Annotated in this window: 19 protein-coding genes, 2 tRNA genes and 1 other RNA gene; 10 read left to right on the top strand and 12 right to left on the bottom strand. The window is 70.5% G+C overall.

Annotation, left to right across the window (positions count from 1 at the left end):
• Window positions 1–172: 172 nt before the first annotated feature.
• A complete protein-coding gene (locus tag DEIGR_RS00100; RefSeq protein WP_058974258.1) occupies window positions 173–2,602 on the bottom strand; it encodes a glutamine--tRNA ligase/YqeY domain fusion protein in 2,430 nt (809 codons plus the stop codon).
• 98 nt (window positions 2,603–2,700) lie between these two features.
• On the bottom strand, window positions 2,701–3,174 hold the full coding sequence (locus DEIGR_RS00095) for a DUF350 domain-containing protein (protein WP_058974257.1): 474 nt from the start codon (window positions 3,172–3,174) through the stop codon (window positions 2,701–2,703).
• A gap of 95 nt (window positions 3,175–3,269) precedes the next feature.
• On the opposite strand from DEIGR_RS00095, the gene DEIGR_RS00090 reads away from it, so the two are divergent.
• The gene (locus tag DEIGR_RS00090; protein ID WP_058974256.1) at window positions 3,270–4,025 is read left to right on the top strand and encodes a GNAT family N-acetyltransferase; all 756 of its coding nucleotides are present in this window, start codon (window positions 3,270–3,272) and stop codon (window positions 4,023–4,025) included.
• 99 nt (window positions 4,026–4,124) lie between these two features.
• Here DEIGR_RS00090 and DEIGR_RS00085 read toward each other — a convergent pair whose 3' ends face one another.
• The 4 genes from DEIGR_RS00085 to DEIGR_RS00070 form a co-directional block, all read right to left on the bottom strand.
• The gene (locus tag DEIGR_RS00085; RefSeq protein ID WP_058974255.1) at window positions 4,125–4,796 is read right to left on the bottom strand and encodes a hypothetical protein; all 672 of its coding nucleotides are present in this window, start codon (window positions 4,794–4,796) and stop codon (window positions 4,125–4,127) included.
• Window positions 4,797–4,973: 177 nt separating this feature from the next.
• On the bottom strand, window positions 4,974–5,426 hold the full coding sequence (locus DEIGR_RS00080) for a hypothetical protein (RefSeq protein WP_058974254.1): 453 nt from the start codon (window positions 5,424–5,426) through the stop codon (window positions 4,974–4,976).
• Window positions 5,427–5,507: 81 nt separating this feature from the next.
• Complete coding sequence (locus DEIGR_RS00075; protein ID WP_058974253.1) at window positions 5,508–6,668, bottom strand: S1C family serine protease; 1,161 nt, start codon at window positions 6,666–6,668, stop codon at window positions 5,508–5,510.
• Window positions 6,669–6,743: 75 nt separating this feature from the next.
• Entirely contained in the window at window positions 6,744–7,091 is a 348-nt protein-coding gene (locus DEIGR_RS00070; RefSeq protein WP_058974252.1) for a hypothetical protein, read from the bottom strand.
• Window positions 7,092–7,359: 268 nt separating this feature from the next.
• Here DEIGR_RS00070 and DEIGR_RS00065 point away from each other — a divergent pair, with 268 nt between their 5' ends.
• Window positions 7,360–8,061, top strand: coding sequence for a helix-turn-helix domain-containing protein (locus DEIGR_RS00065; protein ID WP_058974251.1), 702 nt, complete (start codon window positions 7,360–7,362; stop codon window positions 8,059–8,061).
• A gap of 43 nt (window positions 8,062–8,104) precedes the next feature.
• On the top strand, window positions 8,105–8,551 hold the full coding sequence (locus tag DEIGR_RS00060) for a gamma-glutamylcyclotransferase family protein (protein WP_058974250.1): 447 nt from the start codon (window positions 8,105–8,107) through the stop codon (window positions 8,549–8,551).
• 188 nt (window positions 8,552–8,739) lie between these two features.
• Here the strand turns inward: DEIGR_RS00060 and rpsO are convergent, their stop codons facing one another.
• Complete coding sequence (gene rpsO / locus DEIGR_RS00055) at window positions 8,740–9,015, bottom strand: 30S ribosomal protein S15 (protein ID WP_058974249.1); 276 nt, start codon at window positions 9,013–9,015, stop codon at window positions 8,740–8,742.
• 180 nt (window positions 9,016–9,195) lie between these two features.
• Here rpsO and DEIGR_RS00050 point away from each other — a divergent pair.
• Both DEIGR_RS00050 and ffs read left to right on the top strand, forming a co-directional pair.
• Window positions 9,196–9,279, top strand: a tRNA-Leu gene (locus tag DEIGR_RS00050).
• A gap of 95 nt (window positions 9,280–9,374) precedes the next feature.
• An RNA gene (gene ffs, locus DEIGR_RS19515) (signal recognition particle sRNA small type) lies at window positions 9,375–9,473 on the top strand.
• A gap of 69 nt (window positions 9,474–9,542) precedes the next feature.
• Here ffs and DEIGR_RS00045 read toward each other — a convergent pair.
• Both DEIGR_RS00045 and DEIGR_RS00040 read right to left on the bottom strand, forming a co-directional pair.
• Window positions 9,543–9,749: a hypothetical protein gene (locus DEIGR_RS00045; protein ID WP_058974248.1), complete on the bottom strand. Its 207-nt coding sequence runs from the start codon at window positions 9,747–9,749 to the stop codon at window positions 9,543–9,545.
• An 87-nt stretch (window positions 9,750–9,836) separates the two neighbouring features.
• Window positions 9,837–10,190 (bottom strand): hypothetical protein, encoded by a 354-nt coding sequence (locus DEIGR_RS00040; RefSeq protein WP_058974247.1) that lies wholly within the window; start codon window positions 10,188–10,190, stop codon window positions 9,837–9,839.
• 88 nt (window positions 10,191–10,278) lie between these two features.
• Between DEIGR_RS00040 and DEIGR_RS00035 the strand changes: the two genes are divergently transcribed.
• Window positions 10,279–11,001 (top strand): carbonic anhydrase, encoded by a 723-nt coding sequence (locus tag DEIGR_RS00035; RefSeq protein WP_229782220.1) that lies wholly within the window; start codon window positions 10,279–10,281, stop codon window positions 10,999–11,001.
• Between the two features lie 80 nt (window positions 11,002–11,081).
• Here DEIGR_RS00035 and DEIGR_RS00030 read toward each other — a convergent pair whose 3' ends face one another.
• Window positions 11,082–12,317: an aminopeptidase gene (locus tag DEIGR_RS00030; protein ID WP_058974245.1), complete on the bottom strand. Its 1,236-nt coding sequence runs from the start codon at window positions 12,315–12,317 to the stop codon at window positions 11,082–11,084.
• A gap of 108 nt (window positions 12,318–12,425) precedes the next feature.
• Between DEIGR_RS00030 and DEIGR_RS00025 the strand changes: the two genes are divergently transcribed.
• Window positions 12,426–12,502: transfer RNA gene (locus DEIGR_RS00025), tRNA-Pro, on the top strand.
• 115 nt (window positions 12,503–12,617) lie between these two features.
• Here DEIGR_RS00025 and thrB read toward each other — a convergent pair.
• The gene (gene thrB / locus DEIGR_RS00020) at window positions 12,618–13,553 is read right to left on the bottom strand and encodes a homoserine kinase (RefSeq protein WP_058974244.1); all 936 of its coding nucleotides are present in this window, start codon (window positions 13,551–13,553) and stop codon (window positions 12,618–12,620) included.
• Between the two features lie 324 nt (window positions 13,554–13,877).
• On the opposite strand from thrB, the gene DEIGR_RS00015 reads away from it, so the two are divergent.
• Window positions 13,878–14,147 (top strand): GlsB/YeaQ/YmgE family stress response membrane protein, encoded by a 270-nt coding sequence (locus DEIGR_RS00015; protein ID WP_058974243.1) that lies wholly within the window; start codon window positions 13,878–13,880, stop codon window positions 14,145–14,147.
• A 233-nt stretch (window positions 14,148–14,380) separates the two neighbouring features.
• Window positions 14,381–14,596 (top strand): 50S ribosomal protein L28, encoded by a 216-nt coding sequence (gene rpmB / locus DEIGR_RS19510; protein WP_062156900.1) that lies wholly within the window; start codon window positions 14,381–14,383, stop codon window positions 14,594–14,596.
• 206 nt (window positions 14,597–14,802) lie between these two features.
• On the opposite strand, the gene lspA is transcribed toward rpmB, so the two are convergent.
• On the bottom strand, window positions 14,803–15,396 hold the full coding sequence (lspA, locus tag DEIGR_RS00010) for a signal peptidase II (RefSeq protein WP_083523861.1): 594 nt from the start codon (window positions 15,394–15,396) through the stop codon (window positions 14,803–14,805).
• A gap of 59 nt (window positions 15,397–15,455) precedes the next feature.
• On the opposite strand from lspA, the gene DEIGR_RS00005 reads away from it, so the two are divergent.
• Window positions 15,456–15,923 (top strand): S-ribosylhomocysteine lyase, encoded by a 468-nt coding sequence (locus DEIGR_RS00005; RefSeq protein ID WP_058974241.1) that lies wholly within the window; start codon window positions 15,456–15,458, stop codon window positions 15,921–15,923.
• Window positions 15,924–16,184: the final 261 nt, after the last annotated feature.

Genomic DNA, 16,184 nt, shown 5'->3' with positions numbered 1-16,184 from the left:
AAACAGACATGGCCTCCGGTTGAATGGTTCGGTAGAACCGTTCGGCCCGAGCGGAGCGACTCGCAGAGCTGCCCCGCAGAGTGGGAGCAAGGCGGGTGCCGGGCGTGGAGTCACCCCCCGGTGGTGTTCCGGGGGGTGACGAAGCAGACGGTATCCGCCTGGGGGGTGCGCGTCAGCCGTTCAGTGCGGCCTGGAGGGCGGCGTTCAGCGTGGCGGGGTCGGCCTTGCCTCCGGTGGCGCGCATGACCTGCCCGGTGAAGAAGCCCAGCAGCGCGGTCTTCCCGGCGCGGTAGGCATCCACCTTGTCGGCGTGGTCGGCCATGACCTGCGCGATGGCGGCGTTCAGGGCGTCCTCGCTGAGGCCCCCGGCGAGGTTCTCGCGTTCGACCATCGCGGCGGGGGCCTCGCCGGTCTGCGCGGCGCGGGTCAGGACGTCGCGGGCGACGCGGGTGGTGACCTTCTTGTCACTCAGCAGTGCGGCCAGCGGGGCGAGGTCGGCGGCGGCCACGCGGACTTCCCCGGCGCGCAGGCCCGGCGCGAGGTCGTTCGCGGTCCAGCTGGCGACCTGCGCGAAGGTGCCGTCCTGCGCGGCCCCACCGAGGAAGGTCAGCAGCGTGGCGTCACGTGCGAGGGTGCGGGCCTCGGCGTCCGGGACGCCCAGGCCGGTCAGGCGGGTCACCTCGGCCTCCTGCTCGGGGGTCAGGGTGGCGGGCGCGGCCTTCTCGGTCGGCTCGGTCTTCGGGGCCTGCACTTTGGCGGGTTTGGGGGCCTTGGCGGGCGTTTCGGCCTTCTGCGTGGCTTTCGCCCAGGCGTCCTTCAGGGTGATGATCCGCCCGAACACCAGCGCGTCCTCGCGGCTGTCCACCGGGTCGCGCCAGAAGTAGCCCTGCCGTTCGAACTGGTAGCGGGTGCCCGCGGGGTCGCGCGTGACGCTGGGTTCCACCAGTCCGCACGTCACGCGCAGGCTGTCGGGGTTCAGGAACGCCATGAAGCCCGCGTCAAGGGGTTTGGTCTCGTCCTCGTGCCCGATCTCCTCGGGGTCGAAGTCCGGGGCGATCGGTTCGGCTTGGGCGTCCTCGGGGGTTGCCGCCTCGGGGTTGGGCACGCGGAACAGGCGGTCGTACAGGCGGAACTCGGCGGGCACGCCCTGCTCGGCGCTGACCCAGTGGATCACGCCCCCGGCTTTGGCGTCCTCGCCCAGCAGCGTGGCGTACACGCGCGTCACCTGCCCGCTGTCGTCCACGTCGAAGCGGTCGGCGCGGATGATCCCCGCCCCGCGCAGGCGCACCGTGCCGCCCGGCGTCAGGCGCTTGAACCCCTTGGGCGGCTCGGGGTTGAAGTCCTCGCGTTCGATCACCAGTTCGCGGGTCAGCGGTACGTCGCGCACCGCAGCCTCGGGGGCCACGCGCTCCCCGGTGGGCAGGGCGACCAGTCCGTCGGGCGAGTCGCGCACCACGTCGAACGGCCAGTAGGGGAGACTCAGCATCTGCGGCGTCTCCAGGTTCTCCAGGGTGACGGGCAGCGGGTCCAGCACCGCCATCACACGCGGCGCGCGGTGGTTCAGGTCGCTGCGCACGGCGTTCTCGTACACGCTGAGGTCCACGGTGCGGTTCGTGCGGCTCACGCCGATCTGCGCCGCGAAGGCCCGCACGGCCTCCGGCGTGACGCCCAGGCGACGCTGCGCGCGCAGGGTGGGCATGCGCGGGTCGTCCCAGCCGTGCACCGCCCCGGCCTCCACGAGTTTGCGCAGCTTGCGCTTGCTGGTGATCGTGTACTCCAGGCCGCGCCGACCGAACTCGTACTGGTGCGGGCGCGGGCTGAAGCCCAGGCGCTCCATCAGCCAGTCGTAGATGGCGCGGTTGTCCACGAACTCCAGGCTGCACATCGAGTGCGTCACGCCCTCCAGCGCGTCCTGCAGGGGGTGCTGGAAGTCGTACATGGGGTAGATGCACCACGCGTCACCCGCGCGGTAGTGATGCCCGCGCAGGATGCGGTACAGCACCGGGTCGCGCAGCTTCATGTTCGGGCTGCCCAGGTCGATCTTCGCGCGCAGCACGTGCGCGCCGTCCGCGAACTCACCGGCGCGCATGCGGCGCAGCAGGTCCAGGTTCTCCTCCGGCGTGCGGTCCCGGTAGGGGCTGGGCGTGCCGGGCGTGCGGGCGTCGCCGCGCAGGCGGGCCATCTCGTCGCCCGTCACCGAGTCCACGTACGCGTCCCCCTGATTGACCAGCTGCTCGGCGTACGCGTAGTACTGCTCGAAGTGGTCGCTGGCGTAGTACAGGTGCTCGCCCCAGTCCCAGCCCAGCCAGCGCAGGTCGTCCGCGATGGCGTCCGCGTACTCCTGCGTCGCGAGTTCCGGGTTGGTGTCGTCCATGCGCAGGTGGTAGCGCCCGCCGTACTGCGCGGCCGTCTGGAAATCCAGGAACGACGCGAAGATGTGCCCCAGGTGCGCGTACCCGCTCGGTTCCGGCGGGAAGCGCGTCACGACCTGCGGGTACTTCCCGCCCTGCAGGTCGCGTTCGATGATCTCGGTGATGAAGTTCGGGGCCACGCGCGGCGCGCTATCACCGGCGGCGGGAGGAGTGGAGTCGGGGGCCGTCATGCCGCCCAGCATAGCGGTGCGCGGCACCGGGCCGCCCGAGCCCGAGAACAGTTCACGCCCCCGGAATCGTGTCTCCGGGGGCGTGGGCAGTGCTGGGTTTACAGCGTGACGTGGTACGTGACGACCGCGGGCACCAGGAACAGCGCGCCCATGATGAACGACAGCGCCAGGTTGTGCTCCTCGCGCATCTCGCGGCGGATGTAGCGCAGCACCCCCTCACCCTGGCGGCGGGCCAGCGTGCCGAACACCGCCAGGACGCCCAGCGTGAACAGCAGCAGCGTCACGATCACGGCCACGGCCAGCCACGTGAACGCCTCCGTCCACGTGCCGTCCGCCGGGACGGGAGTCGCGATGGTGCGGCTCAGCAGCAGGCTGAAGCCCAGCGACACCCAGAAGAACACCGCGCCGATCGCGGCCGTCTGGTGCTCCTCGATCTCGGTGATCAGGTCCCGCACCCGCACGCCCAGCACCGCGCGGATGAACAGCAGGCTGATCAGCAGCGTCGGCAGCCACACGGCGAGGTTCCAGCCCAGCTCGGTGGCCAGGGTCGTCAGCAGGTCGGTGGGGGTCATGACCTCCAGTTATACAGGGCGCGCCCCTACAGGCCGTGGCGGAATGCCGCGCTGGCTCGCAGTGCCCCGCGCGCCGCCCCGGTACCCTGCGCGGCATGACCCCACCCACCTTCACGCTGCGGCACGTGACCGACCCCCGTGACCCGGCCATTCCCGCGTTCGGCCGCGTGCAGGAGGCCAGCTACTACGCGCCGGACATGCTGATCCCCCCGGAGGTCTTCGCGCACCTCATCACCCACCGCAGCCCGGGGCGCGAGGACCGCCTGCTGGTCGCCCAGACCCCGGAAGGCGAGGTGCTGGGCGGCACCCTGTACGCCCTGCTGCCCCTGCCCGGCGAACTGCGCGGGGCGGGCTTCAACTCGTTCATGGCCGTCACGCGCGCCGCGCGCGGCCTGGGCGTGGGCCGCGCCCTGCACGACGAGACCCTGCGCGTCATCCGCGACGCCGGACTGACGGGCATGTTCGCCGACAGCGTCCACCCCACCCGCCAGAACGAGGAGGACCGCGCGGCCGAGGCCGCGACCGGCGTGGACCCCGCCGGGCGCCGGGCCGCGCTGCACGCCCTGGGCCTGCGCACCGTGGACGTCCCCTACTGGCAGCCCGTCGGCGGCCCCGACGGCGGTCCCCTCACCGACCTGGACCTGCTGTACCAGCCCGCCCACCCGGCTCAGACCGTCCCGCTGGCCCTCGTGACCGGCACCCTGCGCGCCTACTGGACCGGCTGGCTCGGCGCGGACCGCGCCCAGACCGAAGCGTGGGCGCTGGCTGACCGCGCCGGACACACGCAGGACGTGCCCCTGCTCCCCGGCACGAGCACGGCGACGTGGTGGAGTGAAGGGCGGGAGGTCTGAGGGTCAAAGGGTCTGAGGGTCGAAGAGTCTGAGGGGCGGCGGGGTGTGGGGGAGGTGGGGTTGCCTTGGACCCTTCGACCTTCGACCCTCAGACTCTCTTCACGGCTTCAGTCCGTCCAGCACGCGTTTCGCCTGGGCCTGCAGATCGCGTTCCAGGGGGGTGTCGGTGTTCAGGGTGACGGCGCGGGTCAGGGTGGCGCGGGCCTGGGGGTCTTTGATGAGGCTCAGGGCGATGCCCGCGTGGGCCTGGACGAACAGGGTGTCGGGGGCGCGGCGGGCGGCGGCGGTGGCCAGGGTGCGGGCGCGGTCCTGGTTGCCGCCGCTGAAGATCCCGGCTTTCGCCCAGGCTCCGGCGTGCCATTCGGCCAGGACGGCCTGGATGTCGGCGCGGTCCGGCGCGAGGTTCAGGGCGCGGTCCAGCGCGGCGCGGGCCTGCTGCGCGGTGTTCAGGGCGCCCAGCGTGTACCCCCCGGCGCGGGCCTGGAGGCCCAGGGCGCTGCCGAGGGCCAGCTGCGCGTCGGGGTCGCCGGGGCGGGTGGCGGTGGCCTGCCGGGCGGCCTGGACGGCGCGGGTGGTCCAGTCGCGGCCTCCGGCGCGGTATTCGGTCATGGCGGCGGCGGCGCGGCTGGCGGTCACGGCGTCCCCGGCCGCCTGGGCGCGGGCGTATACCTGCGCGTAGTCGCCGCCATCCAGCGGGTCCGGGGTGGGCTGGGCGGCGCCCGTGCCGAGCAGGAGCAGGAGGGTGGTGGGGAACAGGAGGCCGCGCTTCACGGGGTCCAGGCTAGCGGCTGGGCGTGAAGCGCGGCTGATGAGGAGCCTCGGGTGGAACGGTCAACAGCCACCGTTCCACCCGAGCGGATGCGCGTGGGAGTGAAACGGAGGCCGGAAGTGGAGTTCGGACTGCGGTGGTGTTCCGGAGTCTGAACGGAACGGACGGCATCCGTTCTTTCAGGCGGCGGGTTGTTCGGTGGGGGTTTCGGTGTCGGGGGTGCGGCGGGTGCGGGCGGGGCGCTCGGTGTCGCTGGGGGCGCTGATGCGGGTGAGGGTGGCGTCGAAGGCGCGCAGGGCGTCGCTGCCTTCGAGTTCGGTGACGGCGCGGGCGTTCAGCGCGGCGAGTTCCTCGCGGGTGACGGCGTACTCGGGCGCCTCGTGGCCCTTGAGGTTGTGCAGGACGCGGTAGGCGGTGGGGGCCTGGATGGTGGCGCCCTTGCTGGTGGTGATGACGGGGTCGGTATGCATGTCGGTGCCGATCAGGGTGATGCTCTCGGGGCTGATGAGGGTGACGCGGTCGCCACGTTCCTCCATATGCGCGGCGAGTTGCAGCAGGCCGCGCAGGTCGAGCATCTGGTGGAAGAGGTCGAGGTGGGCGAGCATCGCACCGGCTTTTTTCAGGGTGTCCATAGCTCGCATTATTCTGTTTTAAGCAGAATTGTCAAGACCTATTACGACAATATGAAGACCGGGGCGTGATGCATTCGCGCCTCAGTTGCTCAGCTTGCTCCGCCCCACCAGCGTCACCTTGACCTCCAGCGGCTTCCCGTCGCGCAGGACGCTCAGGGTCACCGTGTCGCCCGGCTGGTAGGCGCGCACCGCGTACTGGAACTCCGCGAAGTTCACGATCCGCTTCCCGTTCACGGCAGTCACGATGTCCCCGGACACGCGTTTGGCGTCGCCGTTCAGCACCAGCGGTTTCAGTCCGGCCTGCGCGGCGGGACTGCCGCGCGACACGCTCGTGAAGAACGCGCCGGGCGTGTCGCCCAGGTCCAGCAGTTTCGTCAGTTCCTGAAAGCCCGCGCTGGGCAGGAAGAACAGCTCCGAGAACACGCCGCCCAGCCCGATGCCGATCACGGGTGCGTCGCGCTTCTCGCCGCGTTTCAGGGCGGCCACGCGCGCGTCCGTGGTGCTCACAGGCACCGCGTACGAGCGGGGCTGGCCGTTCTGCGTGACTCGGATGTAACTCACGATGCCCGTCACCTCGCCCCTGACGTTCACGACCGGGCCGCCGCTGTCGCCGGGAATCAGCGGGGCGTTCATCTCCAGCGTGCCGGGCGGGAAGTCCGCGCGGCCCGGGTCGCTGTCCAGGCCCAGCAGGCGCCCGGTCTTGGGCGTCAGGAACGCGCCGCCGCCGTTGCCGATCGCCAGCGCGGTGTCGCCCACGGCGGGGCGCGCGGCGGCCAGCGGCAGGAACGGCGTCCCCTTTGGCACGTTCACGCGCAGCAGGGCGAGGTCGTCCTGGTCGTTGTACCCGATCACCTGGGCGGGGTAGCGGGTCTTGTTCAGCAGCTGCACGCTCAGGTCCGGCGCACCCTGGATGACGTGGTACGCGGTCAGCACTAGGCCGTCCTCGCTGATCAGCACGCCGGAGCCCAGGCCGTCCGGGTCGTCGCACTGCGTGGCGCGGCACTGCTCGACGCGCACGGTGGCGGGCCGCACCCGGCTGACCAGCGCCTGCAGCCGGGCCTGTTCGGCCGCGCTCAGGGGCGCGCCGCTGCGCACCCGGCGTTCCTGTGGCGTGGTGGGGGTGCCGGGTGTGGCGGGGGCGGTCTGGCTGCCCGCGTGGGGCAGCGCGACCAGCAGCGCGGTGAGCAGCGGGGCCAACAGGGCAGGGCGGGCGTGGACGCCCGGCGCGCGCTTGAGGTTCATGCGCCATTGTCGTGGAGGAGTCTGGGGTCGGCTGTGGCGGAACTCTCCATCTGAACTGACGGTCAATTCTGCCGGTCAATCGTGCGGGCGTCCGGTGGGCGCGGCGGGGTCGCGCAGGCCCAGCTGCCGCTCGACGAGGCCGCCCAGGCGGGCGAGGATGCCGGGGCCGCTCCAGCCGGTCACGCAGGCCAGGGCGAGCAGCAGCGCCGGGTCGGGGTGGGGGAGGGCCGCGCGGGTCAGCGCGGCGACGGTCAGGGCGGCGATCCCGGCGGCGGCGGCCAGGGCCAGGGTGGGCCGCAGCCGGGGTGGGCCGGGCCGGGCGAGCAGGCGGGTCAGCTGGGTCAGGCTGCCCGCGCTGAAGCTCAGCAGCAGCAGGGGCAGCAGGTCGCGCAGCGTGGGGGCGAGGGGGGACGGGTCGGGCATGACGGACCTCCAGCAGCAGAATTGATACGGACTCCGGTTGAAAGGTTTGCAAAAACTTTCAACCCGAGCGGAGCGAGCAGGAGAGAAACGGGTTCCGGACGTGGAGTTGGCAGATCGGTGGTCTTCCGATCTGTCAACGAAACAAACGGAATCCGTATGAGATGCGAATCGGGGCGGCCCCGATCTGCCTACAGCGTAATATGTCTGTGGGCATAAAGCAAGTCACGAATCCTCAATCCAGGCATCACGCGCCGGGTACACTCGCCGCATGGCCCGCCCCACTTCCCCCTTCCCAGACGACCTCGCCGGGTGGCTGCGCCAGCGTCGGCAGGCCCTCGGCCTCGGTCAGCACGACCTCAGCCAGCGCACCGGGGACCTCGGCGGCCCCGCCGGGCGCGTCACCCAGCCGTACCTCAGCCGCCTCGAACGCGGCGAACGCGCCCTGGGTGCCCTGACCGCCCAGCGGCAGGACGCGCTGCGCCGCGCGCTGGACGTCACCCTCAGCGAGTGGACCGCCCGCACCGGCCTGCGCCCCCTGGCGCCCGAACCGCGTGAGGACCTGCTCGGCAGCCTGGAACTCATCCGCGTGCCGGTCCGCGCGCTGGCCAGCGCCGGACTGCCCCTCACCGAGGACCACGCCAGCGTCATCGACCACGAACTCGTGCCGCTGCGCGACCACCGCCCCGGCATGCTCGTGCTGCAGGTGCAGGGGGACTCCATGACCACCGACTCCGGCGGGCTGCGCCCCGGCGACCGCGTGTACGTCGACCCCGGCGACCTCGACCTGCGCGAGGGCCGCGTGTACGTCCTGCACGTGCCGGGCCTGGGCCTGACCGTCAAACGCCTGCGCCGCTACGGCGAGGCGCTGTGGCTGTCCAGCGACAACCCCGACCACCCGCCCGTCCGCCCGGAGGAAGCCACCGTGATCGGCCGCGTGTACTACCACCAGCCGCAGGGCCAGCGCCTCTAGAACGGCCCGGTGCCCCGGCGGTTCCTGGCGGTACAGTCCGGGCATGACCGACCCCGGCCCCCCCCGCGTGTTCGTGTACGGCACCCTGCTGCCCGGCGAACGCAACGCCCACGTCGCCGCGCGGGGCTTCACGGCGCGGCCCGCCACGCTGCGCGGCTTCACGCTGCACCACCTCCACCCCGAGGGGTACCCGGCCCTCACGCCCGGCCCGGCGGACGCGGCGGTGCGCGGCGCGGTCCTGACCTACGACCCGCCCGCCTGGGAGGCGGCCCTGCCCGGCCTGGACGACCTGGAGGGCCTGCACGACACGCCGCCCCTGTACACCCGGCAGATCGCGTCCCTGCAGGTGGACGGGGGAGAGGACCTCACCGCCTGGGTGTACGTGTACGCCCGCGCGGACCGCCTGCGGGCGCCGGGCGCGAGCGTGGTGCCCAGCGGCGACTGGCGGGACGTACCGGACCGCGACCAGCCCGGCGCCGACGGCCGGTAACAGAACACCGCCGCCCATCCTTGCGGGGGCGGCGGCGTGCGGGGCGCGGTCCGGTACGGATTCCGTCTGTTTCGTTGACAACCCGGAACATCACCGGGTTGCCAACTCCACGCCCGGAACCCGTTTTGCTCCTGCTCGCATCCGCTCGGATTGAATGGTTCGCCAGAACCGTTCAATCCGAGTCGGTCTTAGCGGACGATGCGCTGGCCGCGGCGGATCTTCAGCTGGTCCGTCAGGGCGATGTACTCGTCGTAGCTGGTGCGCTCGAGGTACTTCAGCAGGCGGCGGCGCTGACCGTTCAGGAGCTGCAGGCCGCGCTGGCCGTGCTTGTCCTTCTTGTTGGCGGTCAGGTGAACCGACAGGTTGTTGATGCGCTCGGTCAGGAGGGCGATCTGGACGGCGGTGCTGCCGGTGTCGGTGCCGTGCTTGGCGTGGGTCTCGATGGTCTGCTTCTTGTCGATCATGGTGATACCTCTCTTGTTGTGGTGTCCCGTGCGTGTCAGCCAGGAAAAAACCGGTGCTCACCGGGGCCCGACCGCGTCACGACGGCAAACATGAGCATATCACGTCCGCGCGTCGGTGCAAGCGGGCGTCTTGACACGCGCGCACTTCACCCCTAGTATTGCTTTCGCCTCTCACCCAATGCTCGGGTGGCGGAATTGGTAGACGCGCACGTTTGAGGGGCGTGTAGCTTAGCTGTGTGGGTTCAAGTCCCATCCCGAGCACCAGATAGCGCCGGATCTTCGGATTCCGGCGCTTCTTCTTGATGCACGCCCGGCGGGACTGCACAGCCCCGCCGGGCATGTGCTATGGTCTGGACGCATTGCTGGCGCAGCGCAGCGTGAACGCTCGAACCTGGTCAGGGCCGGAAGGCAGCAGCCATAAGGGATGATTCGCGGGTGCCGCTGCTCACCGGCAATGCTTTTTTCATGCCATCCATCAGGGGCGGCCCCGGACATCGCGTCGGGGCCGCCCCTGCGCTTGCGGCAGGTCAGCGGGTCAGGCGGTCCAGTTCACTCTGCGCGCCGCTCAGGCGGGCCTGCCGGACCTCCCGCTCGGTCCGGACGTGCGCGGCGGCCGTGAAGGCCTCGCCGCCCAGCCACGCGCCCACCCCGGTCCAGATGAACACGTCGCCGGGCAGCTGACGGTGAGCGGGCAGGGCCGGGTCCAGCAGCGGATGCAGGGAGATCAGCGTCATGCGCCCAGCGTGCCCCCGCCCGGTCAGCACCACGTCCCCGGAGGGTCAGCCCCGCGTCACGCCACCCGCACATGTCGGTGCGCCCGGTCAGCGGGTCTTGGGCTGCAACACCAGCGCCTGCGTCTCCTTCACGACCGCCAGGTCCCGCAGGCGCTCGCCGTCCAGATCCCCGGCCTTCACCAGGGCGTCGGCCCGCCTGCGGTCGATCGTGGCGACCTCCAGCGCGGCGGCGTCCCCGAACACCTCCCGGAAGCGGTCCAGGGGGTATTCCACGCGCCGCGAGGCCTTCAGGGTCGCGCGGTACAGGTCCGTCTCGGCGTGCTCGCCGCCCTGCAGCGCCGCCTTGATCTGCGCGCCCAGCTCGTCCCGTTCGGCTTCCAGGCCCAGGATCGTGTCGCGCAGGGTCGCGTAACGTTCGAGCAGGTCGGTCAGCGTGTCCATCCGCGCAGCATACCGGGGGGCCCGCCCGGCCCGGCGTGACTGGACGGGGTTCAGCGGCCGCGCCGGGCCGGGGCGTAGCATGCCGCGCATGGACGCTTCCGCCCCGCAGATCGCCGCCGACCTCGAGCGCCGCATCCTGGACGCCATCCGCCGCGGCGCGAGCATGGAGGACATCGCGGACATCAAGGAGTCCGACGTCGCCACGCCCGACGCGGCCATCCAGTCCCTCAAGGACGGCAACGCCCGCTTCTTCAGCGGTCAGGCCACCCGCCCGGAGATGAGCGCCAACGAACGCCGCGCGCAGATCATGGGCCAGACGCCGTACGCCGCGATCCTCGCGTGCAGCGACAGCCGCGTGCCGGTCGAACTGGTGTTCGATCAGGGCCTGGGGCAGCTGTTCGTGGTGCGCGTCGCCGGGAACGTCGTCGGCGAGGCCGGACTGGGCACACTGGAGTACGCCATCCGCCACCTGGACGTGCACCTCGTGGTCGTGATGGGCCACGAGGCCTGCGGGGCGGTGGCCGCCGCGCTGCTGCCAGAGGAACGCGTCGCGGAGGAACCCCACCACCTCCAGAACCTGATCCGCCGCATCCAGCCCAGCCTGCAGGCCATGCCCGCCATCCGCGACAAGAAGGCCCGCATGCGCGAGGCGGTCCTGAACAACGTCCGCTACCAGGTGAGCCTCCTGCGCGACGAGCCCGTCATCCGCGAGGCGGAGGCCGCCGGGCAGATCCGCGTGATCGGCGCGTACTACGAGATCGGCAGCGGCGCCGTGGACTTCCTGGTGGACGAGGAAGACCTGCGGCCCTGACCGGGTGCCGATGGCTGAATGCAGATGGCAGATGGCCGGGGCTGCTGAGCCATCGGCCATCTGCCATGAGCCTTCTGCGTTCAGATGACGAATTCGCCCGCGCGCATCACGGCCTCGCGCTGGCCGTCCTTCGTGATGCCGTCCACGTCGATCCGGTCACTGCCGATCATCCAGTCCACGTGCGTGAGGCTGTCGTTGCCGCCCTTCGCGTTGAAGTCCTCCAGGCTCATGTCCACGCCGCCCCTGACGTTGAAGCGGTACGCGCTGCCGATCGCGATGTGCGAGGCGGCGTTCTCGTCGTACAGGGTGTTGAAGAAGAACAGGCCCGAGCGGCTGATGGGGCTGGAGTGCGGCACCAGCGCCACCTCGCCCAGGCGGTGACTGCCCTCGTCCGTCTCGATCATCTTCAGCAGCGCGCCCTCGCCCTGCTCGGCGCTGGCCCCCGTGATCCGGCCGTCCCTGAACTCGATGCGGATGCCGTCGATCAGCGTGCCGTTGTACGACAGCGGCTTGGTGCTGACGACCGTGCCGTCCACGCGCTCGCGGTGCGGGGCGGTCCAGACCTCCTCGGTGGGGATGTTCGCCGTGAACGTGATCCCGCCGGGCGTGTCGGCCGCGCCGCCACCCCACACGTGATCGTCCGCGAGGCCCACCGTCAGGTCCGTGCCGCCGCCCCGGAAGTGCAGCGCGGCGTACTGCTTGCCGGTCAGCAGCTCGCGGCGGCGCTTCAGGTCGCCCAGGTGCGCCTCCCACAGCGCCACCGCGTCGGGCTGATCGGCACGGGTCGCGGCGAAGATCGCGTCCCACTGCTGCTCGACGGCCTGCTCGGCGCTCGCGTCGGGGAACATCAGCTGCGCCCAGCCGCTGACCGGCGCGCTGATCAGGTTCCAGTTCAGGCGGTTCGTCATCACCTGCGCCGTGTACGGACGGCGGTAGGCCGCGACCGTCCGCTGGTGCGTCGCCACGCGCTCGGGGTCCACGCCGCCCAGCAGGTTCGGGTTCGTGGCGCGGATCGCGATCACGGCGCCGCCCGCCTCGGCCGTCTCGATCTCGGCATCTACGCGCCAGCGGCTGATCTGCTCGAACGTGCCGTCCGGGGCCAGCTCGAAGCGCGCCAGCTGCACGTCGTCATCATCCCAGCGGACGTCCACGAAGCTCGCGCCCGCCGCGTACGCCTCGCGCACCACCAGGCGCGCCAGCGGCGCCGTCTCCACCGGGGCCTGCACCAGCACGCGCTGACCGGGCTTCACGCCCAGGCCCACCCGCACCGCCAGCCGCGCGTAGTTGCGCAGTTTCTCGTCAAAAGTCAGGGTCATGCCCGGCAGGATAGCCACGCCACCCCCGCAGATACAAAGCGTGTCCCGCCAGCCCGGCATGCCCTTGACGGATTCCGGAACGCCCCCTATAGTTTTGGGGCTGGATGTCGAGGCGTAGCGCAGCCTGGTAGCGCACTACCTTGGGGTGGTAGGGGTCGTGAGTTCAAATCTCGCCGCCTCGACCAGCACGGAAGCTCCTCCTAGAGGGGCTTCCTTCTTTTTGTTCCGCACAGCTTGTTCCGTACAGCCGAAAGCGCCGCCCCTGTGCATGGGAGCGGCGCTGTCGACTTGGCCGGGCGGTTACGCCCGCTCCACCAGCGTCCCGGCCGCGTCGATGGGGAAGTCCAGCACGCGGCCTTCCAGGCCGTTGCGGGCCATAACGCCGTGCAGGTAGGCGTGCAGGGGGGCGGTGGGTTCGCGGGTGTCGTGAAAGCACAGCACGGTGGGTCCGGCGCCGCTGAGGGCCGCGCCGAGCGCGCCGTGCCTCCAGGCGTCTTCCAGGATGTCGCTCAGGCCCGGCACGAGGGGCGCGCGCCAGATCTGGTGGATGTAGTCCTGCATGGCGTGCCGCAGCAGGTCCAGGCGGCCCTGCGCAAGGGCGGCGGCCAGCAGCGCGGCGTGCGACAGGGCGTGCACGGCGTCCGCGCGGCTGTACTCCTTGGGCAGCACGGCGCGGGCCTTGCTGGTGCTCAGCTCGAAGTCCGGGATCAGGACGGTCACGCCCAGGTGGGCGGGCGGGTCCAGACGGACGTAGTGCGTGCCCAGCTTGTCCAGCGTCGCGACGACGATCCCGCCGAACAGGGCCGGGGCGACGTTGTCCGGGTGGCCTTCCTCGCGCGCGGCGACGTCCAGCACCGCCAGGTCGTCCAGGGGGCGGCCCAGCAGTTCGTTCCCGGCGACGATCCCGGCGACCAGCGCGGCGGCGCTGCTGCCCAGCCCGCGGGCCAGGGGCACGTCGGTCTCTATTTCTATGCGGGCGGGGGGCAGGGGGCGACCGGCACGCCGCGCGGCGAGTTCCATGGCGCGGTACACGTAGTTGCTCTCGTCGGCGGGCGTGCCGTCCAGTTCCGGTCCCAGCGGGATGACCTGGGTGGTGGCCTGTGGCGTGACGTGCAGCGTGGTGTACAGCGGCACGCTCAGGCCCAGGCTGTCGAAACCGGGGCCGAGGTTGGCGCTGCTGGCCGGGGCGCGCACCGTGAACGGTGTGGTCTGGGGTGGGGGTGGGGTTCCGGGCATGGGATGGGGCCTCCGTGTGCCCGCCATGCTACCCAGCCGCCCGCCGCGCAGGGGGAGCCGGGATAGGGCAGTGGGGTCCGCGCGGGCCTAACTGTCTTACGGGTCAGGTCAGAAATGAGCGTCAGGCAGGGCATGGAGACCCCCAGTCCTTAACCCAGGTTGGCGGGACATCCATCCCACCTTCAACCCCTCTTGAGAAAGTACGGGTCTCCACAATTGGGGGTCTGGGCGGGTCGCATGCTGCTCTCACAACGAAACGGTTCACAGCGAACGCAGGAATCGTTGAATCCCATCACAAGTAACTAGTAAACGGAGGTAGGAATCATGGGTTGGATCATTACTATTCTGGTTGGTGCACTGTGCGGCTGGCTCGCGAGCCTCATCATGAAGACGGACGCCCAGCAGGGCGCGATCGCCAACATCCTGATCGGGATTGTCGGCAGCCTCCTGGCCCAGGCGATCTTCGGCAGCTGGCTGAACATCGGTGGTGCAGGCGTCGCCGGCGCCGGCTTCAGCTTCTGGAGCATCGTGTGGGGCGTGGTGGGCAGCGTGGTGCTGATCGCCATCCTCAAGGCCCTGCGCGTCCTGCGCTAACCCACAGACAGCTTCACGTCCGGACAGGCCTCGCGCCTGTCCGGCTTTTCTGTGGGGCCCGCGGTGGGGGCGTGCGGACGGACAGGGACTGGACCTCACCCCCCTTTGCCTGCTGGCCTCCCGGTGTGCTACATTCGGACGGCTTGTCTGATTTGGGCTGGCGCGGCACGGCACCCAGAACGGGTACCCCCCCGGCCCAGAAGGAAAAATCAGGCTCAAGAAGGAGAGTCATCATGGCGAAAGTGTGCGAAGTGTGCGGTAAGGGGCCGATCGTGGTGAACTCGGTCGTCCGCCGCGGTAAGGCCCGCGCTGCGGGCGGCGTGGGTCGTAAGGTCACGGGCGTCACCAAGCGTGTTCAGAAGCCCAACCTGCAGCCCCTCACGGTTACCCGCGGCGGCGTCAGCCTGCGTCTGCGCGTGTGCAGCAAGTGCCGTAAGGCCGTTGCCTGATCCCCAACCGGGATTCGCTGTCGCCCCCTGCCCTCGTGGTACGGGGGCGACACGCGTTCACCCCTGACTGCCGGTCCTCTGGCCCGAAGACAGGCCCAGCCGGGACGGGCGTCGCCGGACAACCTGAGCGGCGGTGACGTCACCCCTCACACATCAGACAGACCGCCGCCCGGTGATGGGGCGGCGGTCTGGTGATGGAACAACGCTCAGATGCTGGGTTTGCGGCGGTCCCCGACGAAGCTCGCGACGAGCAGGAGCAGGGTGCCCAGCACCACGCACGAGTCCGCGATGTTGAAGATCGGGAAGTTCCCGGCGTTCAGGGCGTTCGTGACGCTGCTCAGGAGCGGCGAGTGGATCATGTCCGTCACCTTGCCCTGCCGCAGCCCGTCGATCGCGTTCCCGATGGCCCCGGCGGCGATCATGCTCAGCGTGACGCTCAGCAGGCGCGGCTGCGGACGCACCAGCAGGTACACCAGGATGCCCAGGCCGATCGCGAGGCGGCCCAGGGCCAGCGGCGCGGCGCTGCCGCTGAACATGCTCCAGGCAGCGCCGGTGTTGAAGGTCAGTACCCAGTCGATCAGGCCCGGAATGAACGGGCGGGCCGGGAGGCCCTCCTGCAGGTTCGCGAGCGCCCAGGCTTTCAGCGCCTGATCGGCGGCGATCAGCAGCGCGGCAAGGACGAGGGGCAGCCACGCGGGCGCGCGGCGCGGGTGATCGAGCAGGGTGGGCACGACGCGCAGTATATGAAGGCGCCTTGCGGCGCGCGAGGGTGCCGTGTCTTCACCGTCCGGCCCGTCTATCTATAGGAGTGCGCGGCGAGTCCCGTTTGCCCGGCGCGCAAAGCGGCACAATCAGGCGTATGGCGAACGTCGAATCCTTCGATCTGGATCACACGAAAGTGCAGGCTCCCTACGTCCGGCTGGCGGGCGTGAAGACCACCCCGCACGGCGACTCCATCAGCAAGTACGACCTGCGACTCCTCCAGCCCAATCAGGCGGAGATCGACCCGGCGGCCCTGCACACGCTGGAGCACCTGCTCGCCGGGTACCTGCGCGATCACCTGAATGACGTCGTGGATGTCTCCCCGATGGGCTGCCGCACCGGGATGTACATGGCCGTGATCGGCGAGCCCGACGAGCAGGGCGTCCTGCGGGCCTTCGAGGCGGCGCTGCGTGACACGGCGGCCCATGACCGCCCGATTCCCGGCGTGAGTGAACTGGAGTGCGGCAACTACCGCAACCATGACCTCGCGGGGGCGCGGCAGCACGCCGCCGACGCGCTGGCCCAGGGGCTGAAGGTTCAGGAGACCATCCTCCTACCGCGCTGAGGCGCTACGTGCGAAGAGGGGAGAGGAGATGCCTCTCCCTTTTCTGCTGTCTGGGACGTGTCTGTAGTTGCGGACGTTGGTGCCTCAAGCAACGCTCTGGGGCAGGGTGTTGACAGATTCACGCATGACCTGTATCTTTTCTGAGCCTCAAGCGAGGCGGGAAGCATGACAACGAGCGTGAAACGAGCGAGAGAACGCATATACCAGCGTCTCACCGCCGACTGCCGCCCCTCGGGGTGACGGGCGGAGGACGCGAAGAAC

It is taken from the genome of Deinococcus grandis (assembly GCF_001485435.1).
Classification (GTDB): Bacteria; Deinococcota; Deinococci; order Deinococcales; family Deinococcaceae; genus Deinococcus; species Deinococcus grandis.
This window is presented reverse-complemented; position numbering and strand designations above follow the sequence as displayed.